Below are 12,123 nucleotides of genomic sequence, written 5' to 3'. Positions count from 1 at the left end.
CGGCCGGCCGCCATTCAGGATGCGTCGCGCGCGACGACCGCGGCGACCTCACCAGGCCAGCGCGCGATACTCGCTGCAGGGGCGCGCACGCGCCCACACCGTGTCGAAGGTCGCCGCGAGCTGGCGGGCGCGCGCGGCACCGTCCAGGTCCGCCTCGCCGTCGAAGCGGTCGCCGAGGCGCCGGAAGTAATAGCCGCGCTCGCTGATCGCGAATGCCGAGGCGTAGGCGCGATCGACCGGATCCTCGACGGCGCGGAAAGCGAACGCGCTGGGCAGGCGTTGCGCCAGCGCCAGCAGCGGCGCATGCGCGCGCTGCGGCGCGTTCGGCGCTTGCAGCAGCAGGCGCACCTCGGCGGCGCCGGCGGTGGCGAACCGGCGCAGCGCGGCCAGCACCGGCGCGGCGTCGAACAGCCCCGGGTCGAGGTCGCGGCTGTAGAGGCGCAGCCGGCGCCGCGCGCCCCGTACCAGCGCCGAGACCACCGCCACCGCGTCCTCGCAGGTGCGCACCGTCTGCGCGCGGCCGAGCACGCGCCGCATCGCCTGGTGCGCGATGCCCGCCTCCTCGAAGCGACCGCCCTCGGCCAGGAAGCCGTGGCGGGCGTAGAAGCCGATCGCCGGCGCCTGCGCGTGCAGGCGGACCTCGGCCAGCCCCTGCGCGCGGGCCTCGTCCAGCAGCGCCTGGAGCAGGGCGTCGCCGACGCCGCGCCCGCGCCAGGCGCGCAATACCGCCATGCGGCCGATGCGCCGGCCGGGCGCCAGCCGTGCGGTGCCGATCGGCGCGCCCGTGGCGTCGCGGGCGAGCACGTGGACGCTGAGCGCGTCCAGGTCGTCGCGTTCCAGCGCCTCCGGCACGCCCTGCTCGGCGACGAACACCTCGCCGCGTACCGCCAGCAGCGCGCCGGCGTCGCGCGGCCATTCGGCCCGGGCGACGCGGAACGACGGCGCCGCCGGCCCGCTCAAGGCGCGGTCTCGTCCTCGTCGCCGGCGTCGTCGTCGCCCGGCATCAGCAGCCGGTAGTGGCCGCCTTCGAGCAGCGCGATCGCCGCGTCGCGGCCGGCCGGCGACAGGCGCGCGTAGCGCTCGCCGTCGATCGCGGTCGCGGCGGCGAGCGCCTGCGCGTCGCGTACCGGCAGGGCGATGTCCTGGCCGGCGGCGTACAGGCGCGCGCCCTTGCGCGCGCGGCGCCAGGCCGTGCGCGTCCACGGATGCCGGTACAGGACGCCGCCGGCCTCCAGGTCCCGCTCCACCTCGGCGCGCGGGCGCGGGGCCTCGTCGGGCACCGCCTCGCCGCTGGCGCGGTAGAGGGTGATGAAGCGGCCGAACCAGTCGCCGAGCCGGTCGGGATCGTTCATGCGCAACCGGTTCAGCGCCTCGACCACGCGGCCCATCGCGGCGGCGTCGATCTCGTAGGGATCGCGCGCCGGCGCCAGGTCGGGGTCGCGGTAGCGCTCGGCCTCGTCGGCCTCGGCGATCATCGCATCGACCCAGTCGCCGAGCAGCTCCGCCGACGAGGGCGCGCGCATGCCCACCGAGAAGGTCAGGCACGGGTCCTCGGCCACGCCGTGGTGCGGCACCCCGGGCGGCAGGTAGAGCATGTCGCCCGGCGCCAGCACCCACTCGTGGCTCGGGTCGAAGCGCTGCAGCAGCTTCAGCTCCACGTCGGGGCGGAAATCCAGCGGTGGACCGGGGCGGGCGTCGATCGCCCAGCGCCGGTGGCCGTGCGTCTGCAGCAGGAACACGTCGTACTGGTCGATGTGCGCGCCCACCGAGCCGCCGGTGGCGGCGAAGCTGACCATGATGTCGTCGATGCGCCAGCGCGGCAGGAAATCGAAATGCGGCAGCAGCGCGGCCACGTCGGCGTCCCACTTGTCCACGTCCTGCACCAGCAGCGTCCAGTCGCGGTCGGGCAGGCCGGGGAACAGCGACTCCTCGAACGGGCCGTGGCGCAGCCGCCAGCGGTCGTGCCGGCGATCGTGCTCGACGATGCGGGCCAGCACGCCGTCCTCGCAGGCCAGGCCGGCCAGGTCCTCGGGGGCGATCGGCGAGACGAGGCCGGGGAAGGCGTTGCGGATCAGCAGCGGGCGCTTCTGCCAGTAGTCGCGCAGGAAGCGGGCGGGGGGCATGCCGAGCGGGCCGCGCGCGGCGGCCCGGCTGGCGTCGATCTCGATGGGGGGCGGGGTGCGGCTCATGGCGCGGGAGCCTACGCGAAAACCGCGCCCCCCGCGCAGCGACCGCGCGCGACCGCGGCGTGGCGCTCGCCGCGGGCCGCGCCGGTCAGACCTCGCGGGCCAGGCGCTCGGCCAGGCCGGTGTAGCCGGCCGGGGTCAGCGCGCGCAGGCGCTGGCGGGCGTCGTCGGGCAGTTCCAGCGATTCGACGAAGGCCCGCATCGCCTCGGCGTCGATGCCCTGGCCGCGGGTCAGCGCCTTGAGCCGTTCGTAGGGATTGGGCAGGCCGTGGCGGCGCATCACCGTCTGCACCGCCTCGGCCAGCACTTCCCAGGCGGCGTCGAGGTCGGCATCGAGCCGCAGCGGGTTCACCTCCAGCTTGCCCAGGCCCTTGGCCAGCGAATCCAGCGCGACCTGGGTGTGGCCGAAGGCGGTGCCCAGCGCGCGCAGCACGGTGGAGTCGGTCAGGTCGCGCTGCCAGCGGCTGATCGGCAGCTTGGCCGAGAAGTGCTCGAACAGCGCGTTGGCCACGCCGAAGTTGCCCTCGGCGTTCTCGAAGTCGATCGGGTTGACCTTGTGCGGCATGGTCGAGGAGCCGACCTCGCCCTCCTTGAGCCGCTGGCGGAAGTAGCCCAGCGAGATGTAGCCCCAGACGTCGCGCGCGAAATCGATCAGGACGGTGTTGGCGCGCCGCGTCGCATCGCCGATCTCGGCGATGGTGTCGTGCGGCTCGATCTGCGTGGTGTAGGGGTTGAAGACCAGCCCCAGGCCCTCGACGAAGCGGCGCGCGAAGGCCGGCCAGTCGATGTCGGGGTAGGCGGCGACGTGGGCGTTGTAGTTGCCGACCGCGCCGTTGATCTTGCCGGTCAGCTCGACCGCGGCGATCTGCCGGATCTGCCGCTCCAGGCGGGCGACGACGTTGGCCAGCTCCTTGCCGAGGGTGGTCGGCGAGGCGGTCTGGCCGTGGGTGCGCGAGAGCATCGGCTGCCCGGCCTGCGCGTGGGCGAGCGCGCGCAGCGCGTCGGCGATGCCGCGGTAGGCCGGCAGCAGCGCCTCGTCGCGCGCCTGCGCCAGCATCAGGCCGTAGGCGAGGTTGTTGATGTCCTCGCTGGTGCAGGCGAAGTGCACGAACTCCAGCGCCGGCGCCAGCCCGGCCTGGTCGCGCAGCCGCTCCTTGATGAAGTACTCGACCGCCTTGACGTCGTGGTTGGTGGTGCGCTCGATCTCCTTGACCCGCGCCGCGTCGGCGACCGAGAAGCCCTCGGCGAGCGCGGCGAGCGCGGCGCGGTCCGCCGCGCCGAAATCGGCCAGCTCGACGATGCCCGGCTCGGCCGCCAGCGCCAGCAGCCAGGCGATCTCCACCCGCACCCGCGCCCGGATCAGTCCGTATTCCGAGAAGATCGGCCGCAGCGCATCCACCTTGGCGGCGTAGCGGCCGTCGAGCGGCGACAGGGCGAGCAGGGCGGCTTCGGACATGGGGGTTCCGGCGTACGGTGGGCCGCGCATTTTAGGCGCGCGCGCCCCGCAGGCGCCATCGACGCGGCCCGCGGCGCACCGCCGCGCACAGGCGCTGGCGTATGCTGGCGGGCGTCGCCAGCGCCGGCGTCGCGACGCGACCGGCGGCCAGCCAGCCCTTCGACGCTTCCTACTGGAGACCGAGCATGCCGGAGTCCTTCCGCATCGAACACGACAGCATGGGCGAACTGCAGGTGCCCGCCGACGCCCTGTGGGGCGCGCAGACCCAGCGCGCCGTGCAGAACTTCCCGATTTCCGGCCGGCCGATGCCGCGCGGCTTCATCCGCGCGCTGGGCCTGGTCAAGGCCGCGGCCGCCGAGGCCAACGGCGGCCTGGGCCTGCTGCCCGAGCGCCTGGCCGCGGCGATCGGCAAGGCCGCGCAGGCGGTCGCCGACGGCGAGCACGACGCGCACTTCCCCATCGACATCTACCAGACCGGCTCCGGCACCTCGTCGAACATGAACGCCAACGAGGTCATCGCCCGGCTGGCCTCGAGCGAGCGCCGCCAGGTGCATCCGAACGACCACGTGAACCTCGGCCAGAGCTCCAACGACGTGGTCCCCACCGCGATCCGGGTCGGCGCGGTGCTGGCCGCCGAAGAAGACCTGCTGCCGGCGCTCAAGCACCTGCGCAAGACCATCGATCGCCGCGGCCGCGCGCTGGGCAAGGTGGTCAAGACCGGCCGCACCCACCTGATGGACGCGATGCCGCTGACCTTCGCCCAGGAGTTCGGCGCCTGGTCCGCGCAGCTGGACTCGGCGCGCGCGCGCATCGCCGATGCGCTCAAGCGCCTGCGCCGGCTGCCGCTGGGCGGTACCGCGATCGGCACCGGCATCAACGCCGATCCGCGCTTCGGCAAGCACGTCGCCCGCGCGCTCTCCAAGCGCACCGGCGTGCGCTTCGAGAGCGCGGCCGACAAGTTCGAGGGCATCGCCGCGCAGGACGATGCGGTGGAGCTGTCCGGCCAGCTCAACGCGCTGGCGGTGGCGCTGATGAAGATCGCCAACGACCTGCGCTGGATGAACTCCGGCCCGCTGGCCGGGCTGGGCGAGATCGAATTGCCCGCGCTGCAGCCCGGCAGTTCGATCATGCCCGGCAAGGTCAACCCGGTGATCCCCGAGGCGACCTGCATGGTCTGCGCGCAGGTGATCGGCCACCACGCCGCGATCACCGTGGCCGGGCAGAGCGGCAACTTCCAGCTCAACGTGATGCTGCCGCTGATCGCGGCCAACCTGCTCGAGTCGATCCAGTTGCTGGCCAACGTCTCGCGGCTGCTGGCCGACCGCGCGATCGCGGGCCTGCGGGTGCGCCGCGACAACGTCGCCGCCGCGCTGGACCGCAACCCGATCCTGGTCACCGCGCTCAACCCGGTGATCGGCTACGAGAAGGGCGCGGCGATCGCCAAGCGCGCCTACAAGGAAGGCCGCCCGGTGCTGGAGATCGCGCTGGAGGACAGCGGCCTGGACGAGAAGACGCTGCGCGCGCTGCTGGACCCGGCCGCGCTGACCCGCGGCGGCATCCACGGCGAGCCAGGCGGCGGGGGCGGCTGACCGCCCCTCAGGGTGCGTCGTCGAGGCAGGCGGCGCAGGCGGATTCGGCGAAGCGCCGCAGGCAGATGCCGCGGACCTGCGCCGGGTCCAGCCCGTCGGGCACCTCGCTGCGCAGGCCGTCGCGGAACAGCGCGCAGGTGCGCGCGCCGATCCGGGCGATCGCCGGTTGCTGCAGCGCGACCCGCTGGCCGACGCTCTGGCTCAGGCGGGCGCCGTCGCCGTCGGCGCGCAGCTCGATCAGCCCGTCGCCGTGCCAGAGCTGCAGCGCGGCCGAGCCGTCGGGGCCGGCCACGAACAGCGCGTTCTGGCCGCGGCGGCCGTCCAGGGTCAGGCCGATGTTGTCGCCCTCGTCCCAGGTGACGTAGCCGCCGCGTTCCTGGCCGCTGCGGTCGTACAGCACGACGCCGGCCGCCTTGCTGCCGCGCGGTACGCGGCGGCCTTCGATGACGGCGTCGGGCAGGTCGCCGCCGATGCGCACCCGCGCCACGCCCTGCGGGTCGGTCACCACCAGCTCGCTCACCCGCAGGCTGTCTTCGGGCGCGCGGGTCGCGAGCCAGGCGATCGCGGCGATCGCGGCCGCCAGCAGCAGCGAGGCCAGCGCCAGCCCGCCCGCGAGGCGGCGATGGGCGCGCTCCAGGCGCCGCAGGCGCGTCTGCAGTTCGGTTTCCAATGCGCCGTTCTCCCCGTTTGCGCGCATGGCGCGGTCGATCGCCCTGGGGACGCCGGCGCTCAGCGCCGGCGCGGCAGCTCGACGGCGCCGGTCACTCCGTCGTGGTCGACGTCGCCGCTGCCCTTGGCGCGCAGGCGCAGATCGCCGCGCACGTTGCGCACGTCGAGGTCGCCCGAGCCGAGCGAGCCGACCGTCACGCTGCCGCGCACGTCGGCCACCGAGACGTCGCCGGAGCCGATGGCGCCGATCTCCACCGGGCCGTCCACGCCCTGCAGCTCGAGATCGCCGGAGCCGACGTTGCCGACGCGGACCGGACCGGCCAGGCGCCGGGCGACGAGGTCGCCGGAGCCGAGCGACAGCACTTCCAGCGCGCCGGCGTCCTCGATGCCGAGGTCGCCCGAGCCGACCTTGGCGGTGACCCGGCCGCGGATGTTGCGCAGTTCCACGTCGCCCGAACCGACGTCGGCGCTGGCGGCGGCGGCGCCGCTCAGCCGGGCGTCGCCGGAGCCCACCTTCAGCTGCACCAGCACGCCGTCGGGCACGCTGCCGGCGATGTCCAGGTAGGCGTAGCGCCGGCCCAGGGAAAACCCGCGCGGGCGATCCTCGGCGAGCGTCACCACCAGCTTGTCGCCGTCGCGCCGCTGCGCGAGGACCAGGCCGTCGAGCAGGCCGGCGCTGGAGGCGCAGGCGCGGCCCTGCAGCGCGCCGTCGGCGCCGGCGGCCGCGTCCAGGCGCAGGGTGTGCCGGCCGATCTCGAACAGGATCGTCTTCGCCCCGGCCAGGTCGAGCTGCAGCTGGCGCGGCTCGGCGTGGCGGCAGTGCGGCGCCTGCGCGCCGCCGGCGAAGGGCAGGGCGAGGCCCGCGGCGAGGGCGAGCGCGGGGGCCAGTCGAACGGGAAAGGAGGGGCGAGCCATCGTTCAGCCCTCGTCCCGCCAGCGGCGCAGGCGCACCGCGCCGGCGATCATCGCGGCGCCGGCGATGGCGCCGGCCCACATCTTCGGCGACAGGAAGCTCGAGTACAGCATGCCCAGGCTCCAGAAGCCGCGTACGCCCTGCAGATCGACCCGGCCCGCGGCGGCGAGCGCCTCGACGTCGACGCTGTCCAGCCAGCCGAGCGGGACCACGCCCAGCAGCAGGCGGCCGACGATGTTCTTCCAGAACCATGCGGTCTCCGCGCCGAACAGCTGCATCGCGTTGAACCACCACACGAACAGGCCCAGCAGCACCGGCACCAGCACCGCCCACAGGAACGGCTTGTTGCGCGCCCAGGCCGAGCACAGCAGCAGCCAGCCGACGGTGGGCAGCGCCCAGACCGCGTAGACCGGGATCGCGGCGACGAAGTACAGCGCCAGCTTGAACGGCGCGCCACCGGCCCACACGAGCTGGAAGGCGTCGCCGCCGTGGCTGGCGACCAGCGCGGTCAGCAGCAGTGCGAACAGCAGCATCGTGGCCAGCGCCGCGACGGTGGCCAGTACCGGCGCCACCAGCAGCGCGCTCGCCACCTTGGACAGCACGGTGTCGCGGTCGGAGACCGGCATCGATTTCCAGAACAGCACGCTGCGGTCCTTGCGGTCGTCGTACAGCGCGCCCAGGCAGTAGAAGAACACCACGAAGGCCATGACGATGAAGGGCCAGCTGGAGGCCATCATCAGGCTCATGTCCAGCGTGGCCAGGAGCTCGCGCAGGTCCTCGCGGCTGAGCTGCTGCATCAGCAGGCTGAGGTCGAGCCCGTTGACGGTCACGCCGTCGATGACGATCCCGCCGTCGGCGGCGGCCCGGCGCGCGGCGACCAGCGCGACGACGGCGAAGATCGCGGTCAGGCCCAGCGAGATCGCGCCGGCGACCGCCGGCGCCCATAGGAAGCCGCCCTTGTGTTCCCAGAACTCCCGTCGCAGCAGCATCGCGAAGGGATGCCGCCGCAGCGGCCGCGGCGCCGGCGCCGGCGCGCGGGCGGGGCGGGTTTCGGTGTGCGCGTTCATGCGTAGGTCCCCTTCATCTGGGCCACGAACAGGTCGGCCAGGCCGGGCGTGCGCGTCTCGCCGTAGGGCGCCAGGCCGGCCTGGCTGACGCCGTCGAACAGCATCACGGTCTTGCCGAACGGCAGCGCGCGCTCGCTCATCGGGCCCAGGGCGCGGGCGTCGTCGGCGTGGGCGGCGTCCACCAGCAGCTCCACGAAGCGCTCGCCGACTTCGTCCATCGAGGCGTCCAGCACCACCTTGCCGTCGCGGATGAACATCACGTCGGTCAGGATGTGCTCGATCTCCTCGACCTGGTGGGTGGTGATGAGGATGGTCTTCTGCTCGTCGAAGTAGTCCTCCAGCAGGCGCTGGTAGAACTCCTTGCGGTACAGGATGTCCAGGCCCAGGGTCGGCTCGTCGAGCACCAGCAGGCGCACGTCGATGGCCATCACCAGCGCCAGGTGCAGCTGCACGATCATGCCCTTGGACAGCTCCCGCACCCGGGCGCCGGGCTTGAGCTTGGTACCCGCCAGGAAGCGCTCGCAGCGCGCGCGGTCGAAGCGCGGGTGCACGCCCTCCACGTAGTCGATGGCCTGGCCCACCCGCAACCAGCGCGGCAGCACCGCCACGTCGGCGATGAAGCAGACGTCGTTCATCAGCCGGTCGCGCTCGCGGCCCGGGTCCAGGCCCAGTACGCGCAGCTCGCCGTCGACCCGGATCAGGCCGAGCAGCGCCTTGAGCGCGGTGGTCTTGCCGGCGCCGTTGGGGCCGATCAGCCCGACGATGCGGCCGGGCGCGATCTCGAAGCTGGCGCCGTCGAGCGCCACCGTGTTCCTGTAGGTCTTGCGCAGATCGCGCGCCTCGATCACGTTGCCGTGCGCGTTCATTCCCCACCTCCGTTGCGTACCGGCTTCATCAACTGGTCCAGGCTCAGGCCCAGGCGCTGGATGCGTTCGAGCACCTGCGGCCATTCCTCGCGCAGGAACCGCTCCCGCTCGCTGGCGAGCAGCTTCTTCGACGCTTCTTCGGTCACGAACATCCCCAGGCCCCTGCGTTTTTCCACCAGCGATTCGTCGGCCAGTTCCTGGTAGGCGCGCGAGACGGTGATGGGGTTGAGTTGGTAGTCGGCGGCGACCTGGCGCACCGAGGGCAGCGCGTCGCCCGGCTTGAGGACGCCGTCGAGCATCATCGCGATGACGCGTTCCTTCAGCTGCCGGTAGATCGGCGCGCCCTCGTTCCACTGGATGTTGGCCATGGTCAGCTCCGTCCCTGGCGGGCGCCGTGGGAGAAGGAGAAGTAGGGCATGGCGATGGCCCGCCGCTTGGCGCGGGCGCGCCGTGCCGGCTCGGCATCGGTCTCGCCGGGGCGGGCGCCGTCCGGGGGGGGCGGGGCGTCCTCGCCTTCCAGCGCCGCCAACGCACCGAGCGCGGCGGCCGCGGCCACGAAGCCGCCGATCACGGACGCGGTCTCGGCGGGCGACGTCGCCTCGGCCAGCGCGCGCTCCAGCCGCTCGGCCTGGGCATCGATGGCCGCCTCGGTCGTCGGCGGCACCGGGGCGCTCCGCGCCGCGGCCGCGGGGTCGGCCGCCGGCGGTGCCGGTCGGAGGGCCAGCAGCCCGGCCAGCGCGGCCAGGCCGGCGAGGGAGAAAGCCAGTATCGTGTGGTGGAGCTTGCGGTTCATGCCGAACCTCCTGCCCTGGTTGATCGGTGTTGTATGTAACTATAACACCAGTTCGGCGGCGGTCAAGCGTTGCCCCAGGCCAGTCCCGGCCTGTCCTGCGATGCCACTCGAGATGGGGATCGTGATGTCAATCAAATCAATGTGTTGCTTGTTCTTGCTGATGGTGGTCGGCGCCTGCGCGCAAGCATCCGAAAGCGTGCTGGAGCACCGCTACCGCCCGCTCGCCGGCCGCGAGCCGGTCGATCTGCAGGCGACCTACGGCGGCCAGGTGCTGCTGGTGGTCAACACCGCGAGCAAGTGCGGCCTGGCGCCGCAGTTCGAGGCGCTCGAACGCCTGCACGCGCGCTACGGCCCGCAGGGGTTCTCGGTGCTGGGCTTCCCCTCCGGCGACTTCAAGGAGCAGGAGTTCGAGGACGAGGCGCAGATCCAGGAATTCTGCACCCTGACCTACGGGGTGCGCTTCCCGATGTTCGAGCGCGTGCACGTGATCGGCGAGCGGGCCACCCCGCTGTTCCGCGACCTGGCCGCGGGCAGCGGCGGGTCGGTGCCGCAGTGGAACTTCCACAAGTACCTGGTGGGCCGCGACGGGCGGGTGCTGGCCGACTGGGGCAGCCGCACCGACCCCGAGGATCCGGCGATCGTGGACGCCATCGAGCGCGCGCTGGCGCAGCCCGCGCCGCGCTGAACGCACGCGATTGCCCGCGGCCGCGGCAGCCCCGACAATAGCGGCCCGTCGCGCCGCGGTTGCGGCGTCACCTACCTGCCCGGAGTTTTCCACGATGAAGAACGCGATGCGCGGCGCCGCCGCGCTGTGTCTGGCCGCGGCCTGCGCCGTCGCCGTCCCCGCCCTGGCCCAGGTGAGCAGCCTGGAAGGCGAGCGGGCGCAGGTCAGTTACATGGTGGGCATGGATGTCGGCCAGTCGATCGCCCCGGTCGGTCCCGACATCGATTACGCCGCGCTCGAGCGCAGCATCCGCAACGCCTTCGAGGGCGGCGAGCCGCTGCTGTCGGAGCAGGAGGTGGCGCAGACCGCGCAGGCGCTGATGCAGCGCGTGGCGCTGCGCAACGGGCAGACGCCGCCCGGCATGCCGCCGGGCACGCCGCCGCCGGAGGTGGACCGCGAGAAGGTCGGCCTGATGGTCGGCGCCGACATCGGCCGCTCGCTGCTGCCGATCCGGGGCGAGTTCGATCTGCCGGTGCTGATCCAGGGCCTGCGCACGCGCGTGGAGGGCGGCGAGCCGCTGCTCGACCAGGCGCGCGCCGACGCCCTGCGGCAGGCCTTCTCGGCGCGGGTACAGAAGGAGATGGAGGCCGAGGCCGCGCGGGCCGGCGAACGCAACCGCGCCGAGGGCGAGGCGTTCCTGGCCGAGAACCGCACCCGCGCCGGCGTGCAGGCGACCGCGTCGGGCCTGCAGTACATGGTGGTGCGCCAAGGTTCCGGCCGGCGCCCGGTGCCCAGCGACCGGGTGCGCGTGCACTACGAGGGCAAGCTGCTCGACGGCACCGTCTTCGACAGCTCCTACGAGCGCGCGCAGCCGGCGGAGTTCGGGCTGAACCAGGTGATCCCGGGCTGGACCGAGGGCGTCGCGCTGATGCCGATCGGCAGCAAGTACCGGTTCTGGATCCCTGGCCACCTCGGCTACGGCGCCCAGGGCACCCAGGGCATTCCGCCCAATTCCACGCTCGTGTTCGACGTCGAGCTGCTCGACATCCTCTGATCGACCGCGCGCTCCCCGGCCGCGTCCATCCCCCGCAGGATTCCCCCAGGAGTTTCCCCATGAAGATTTCCCGCAGCGCCCTGACCCTGTCCGCGCTCGCGCTCGCCACCGCCGTGGGCCTGTCGGCCTGCAAGAAGATCGAGGACGGCCAGGCGCCGGCCGCCGATGCCGCCGCCGACGGCGCCGCACCCGCGGTGCAGGTCGAGGGCCTGAAGACCAACCGCGAGCAGGTGGGCTACGCCATCGGCCTGGATCTCGGCAACTCGATCAAGCCGATCCACGAGGAGGTCGACCTCGACGCCATGCTGGACGGCATCCGCGACGTGCTCGACGACAAGGACCCCAAGCTCAGCAACGAGCAGGTGATGCAGGTGATGCAGGGCCTGTCCGCCCGCATGCAGGAGCGCCAGGCCGCCGAGGCCAAGGCGCGCGCCGAGCAGGCGGAGAAGTTCTTCGCCGAGAACGGCGCGAAGGAAGGCGTGCAGACCACCGAGTCCGGGCTGCAGTACCAGGTGCTGACCGCCGGCAGCGGCCAGTCGCCCAAGCCCAGCGACCGGGTGCGCGTGCACTACGAGGGCAAGCTGCTGGACGGCACGGTGTTCGACAGCTCGATCGAGCGCGGCGAGCCGGTGGAGTTCGCCCTGTCCGAGATCATCCCCGGCTGGCAGGAAGCGCTGCAGCTGATGCAGCCGGGCGCGAAGTACCGGGTCTGGATCCCGAGCCGGCTGGCCTATGGCGAGCAGGGCACCCCGGGCGGCCCGATCCCGCCGAATTCCGCGCTCGACTTCCAGGTCGAGCTGCTGGACGTGTTGCCGGCCGGCGGCGAATGATGGCGGCGCCGGTCGCAGGCCGGCGCGCCGATCCGG

Annotated in this window: 13 protein-coding genes; 4 read left to right on the top strand and 9 right to left on the bottom strand. The window is 73.2% G+C overall.

The window, feature by feature from the left end:
* Positions 1 to 48 precede the first annotated feature (48 nt).
* From Z164_RS0109970 to purB, 3 genes are all read right to left on the bottom strand, one after another.
* Positions 49 to 894, bottom strand: a complete 846-nt coding sequence (locus tag Z164_RS0109970; RefSeq protein WP_052338414.1) for a GNAT family N-acetyltransferase — start codon at positions 892 to 894, stop codon at positions 49 to 51.
* A 62-nt stretch (positions 895 to 956) separates the two neighbouring features.
* Positions 957 to 2,189, bottom strand: coding sequence for a cupin domain-containing protein (locus tag Z164_RS0109965; protein ID WP_024890556.1), 1,233 nt, complete (start codon positions 2,187 to 2,189; stop codon positions 957 to 959).
* 85 nt (positions 2,190 to 2,274) lie between these two features.
* On the bottom strand, positions 2,275 to 3,642 hold the full coding sequence (gene purB / locus Z164_RS0109960) for an adenylosuccinate lyase (protein WP_024890555.1): 1,368 nt from the start codon (positions 3,640 to 3,642) through the stop codon (positions 2,275 to 2,277).
* Between the two features lie 185 nt (positions 3,643 to 3,827).
* On the opposite strand from purB, the gene Z164_RS0109955 reads away from it, so the two are divergent.
* Entirely contained in the window at positions 3,828 to 5,231 is a 1,404-nt protein-coding gene (locus Z164_RS0109955; protein ID WP_024890554.1) for a class II fumarate hydratase, read from the top strand.
* Between the two features lie 7 nt (positions 5,232 to 5,238).
* On the opposite strand, the gene Z164_RS21365 is transcribed toward Z164_RS0109955, so the two are convergent.
* The 6 genes from Z164_RS21365 to Z164_RS0109925 are packed head-to-tail and all read right to left on the bottom strand — an operon-like array spanning position 5,239 to position 9,539.
* Positions 5,239 to 5,928, bottom strand: a complete 690-nt coding sequence (locus Z164_RS21365) for a hypothetical protein (protein ID WP_152540915.1) — start codon at positions 5,926 to 5,928, stop codon at positions 5,239 to 5,241.
* A 32-nt stretch (positions 5,929 to 5,960) separates the two neighbouring features.
* A complete protein-coding gene (locus Z164_RS0109945; protein ID WP_052338403.1) occupies positions 5,961 to 6,815 on the bottom strand; it encodes a GIN domain-containing protein in 855 nt (284 codons plus the stop codon).
* 3 nt (positions 6,816 to 6,818) lie between these two features.
* Entirely contained in the window at positions 6,819 to 7,880 is a 1,062-nt protein-coding gene (locus Z164_RS0109940) for a hypothetical protein (protein ID WP_024890551.1), read from the bottom strand.
* Positions 7,877 to 8,746 (bottom strand): ABC transporter ATP-binding protein, encoded by an 870-nt coding sequence (locus Z164_RS0109935; RefSeq protein WP_024890550.1) that lies wholly within the window; start codon positions 8,744 to 8,746, stop codon positions 7,877 to 7,879. The genes Z164_RS0109940 and Z164_RS0109935 overlap by 4 nt, the downstream gene beginning before the upstream one ends.
* Positions 8,743 to 9,114, bottom strand: coding sequence for a GntR family transcriptional regulator (locus tag Z164_RS0109930; RefSeq protein ID WP_024890549.1), 372 nt, complete (start codon positions 9,112 to 9,114; stop codon positions 8,743 to 8,745). Before Z164_RS0109930 ends, Z164_RS0109935 begins: the two co-directional genes overlap by 4 nt.
* A 2-nt stretch (positions 9,115 to 9,116) precedes the next feature.
* Positions 9,117 to 9,539: a hypothetical protein gene (locus tag Z164_RS0109925; protein ID WP_024890548.1), complete on the bottom strand. Its 423-nt coding sequence runs from the start codon at positions 9,537 to 9,539 to the stop codon at positions 9,117 to 9,119.
* A gap of 139 nt (positions 9,540 to 9,678) precedes the next feature.
* Between Z164_RS0109925 and Z164_RS0109920 the strand changes: the two genes are divergently transcribed.
* The 3 genes from Z164_RS0109920 (at position 9,679) to bamJ (Z164_RS0109910) (ending at position 12,087) form a co-directional block, all read left to right on the top strand.
* The gene (locus Z164_RS0109920) at positions 9,679 to 10,224 is read left to right on the top strand and encodes a glutathione peroxidase (protein WP_236621787.1); all 546 of its coding nucleotides are present in this window, start codon (positions 9,679 to 9,681) and stop codon (positions 10,222 to 10,224) included.
* Between the two features lie 94 nt (positions 10,225 to 10,318).
* Positions 10,319 to 11,257, top strand: coding sequence for a BamJ family beta-barrel-assembly machinery protein (bamJ, locus tag Z164_RS0109915; protein WP_024890546.1), 939 nt, complete (start codon positions 10,319 to 10,321; stop codon positions 11,255 to 11,257).
* Between the two features lie 59 nt (positions 11,258 to 11,316).
* Positions 11,317 to 12,087: a BamJ family beta-barrel-assembly machinery protein gene (bamJ, locus tag Z164_RS0109910; protein ID WP_024890545.1), complete on the top strand. Its 771-nt coding sequence runs from the start codon at positions 11,317 to 11,319 to the stop codon at positions 12,085 to 12,087.
* Positions 12,088 to 12,123: the final 36 nt, after the last annotated feature.

It is taken from the genome of Luteimonas huabeiensis HB2, from assembly GCF_000559025.1.
Taxonomy (GTDB): domain Bacteria; phylum Pseudomonadota; class Gammaproteobacteria; order Xanthomonadales; family Xanthomonadaceae; genus Luteimonas; species Luteimonas huabeiensis.
Note: the sequence above shows the minus strand (reverse complement) of the source record. Positions and strands in the feature narration are given on the sequence as shown.

Bases quoted from the DNA above. Each gene is read 5' to 3' on its own strand.
- Z164_RS0109965 (WP_024890556.1), bottom strand. From the start codon at position 2,189: ATGAGCCGCACCCCGCCCCCCATCGAGATCGACGCCAGCCGGGCCGCC.
- purB (WP_024890555.1), bottom strand. From the start codon at position 3,642: ATGTCCGAAGCCGCCCTGCTCGCCCTGTCGCCGCTCGACGGCCGCTAC.
- Z164_RS0109955 (WP_024890554.1), top strand. From the start codon at position 3,828: ATGCCGGAGTCCTTCCGCATCGAACACGACAGCATGGGCGAACTGCAG.
- Z164_RS21365 (WP_152540915.1), bottom strand. From the start codon at position 5,928: ATGCGCGCAAACGGGGAGAACGGCGCATTGGAAACCGAACTGCAGACG.
- Z164_RS0109945 (WP_052338403.1), bottom strand. From the start codon at position 6,815: ATGGCTCGCCCCTCCTTTCCCGTTCGACTGGCCCCCGCGCTCGCCCTC.
- Z164_RS0109940 (WP_024890551.1), bottom strand. From the start codon at position 7,880: ATGAACGCGCACACCGAAACCCGCCCCGCCCGCGCGCCGGCGCCGGCG.
- Z164_RS0109935 (WP_024890550.1), bottom strand. From the start codon at position 8,746: ATGAACGCGCACGGCAACGTGATCGAGGCGCGCGATCTGCGCAAGACC.
- Z164_RS0109930 (WP_024890549.1), bottom strand. From the start codon at position 9,114: ATGGCCAACATCCAGTGGAACGAGGGCGCGCCGATCTACCGGCAGCTG.
- Z164_RS0109925 (WP_024890548.1), bottom strand. From the start codon at position 9,539: ATGAACCGCAAGCTCCACCACACGATACTGGCTTTCTCCCTCGCCGGC.
- Z164_RS0109920 (WP_236621787.1), top strand. From the start codon at position 9,679: ATGTGTTGCTTGTTCTTGCTGATGGTGGTCGGCGCCTGCGCGCAAGCA.
- bamJ (WP_024890546.1), top strand. From the start codon at position 10,319: ATGAAGAACGCGATGCGCGGCGCCGCCGCGCTGTGTCTGGCCGCGGCC.
- bamJ (WP_024890545.1), top strand. From the start codon at position 11,317: ATGAAGATTTCCCGCAGCGCCCTGACCCTGTCCGCGCTCGCGCTCGCC.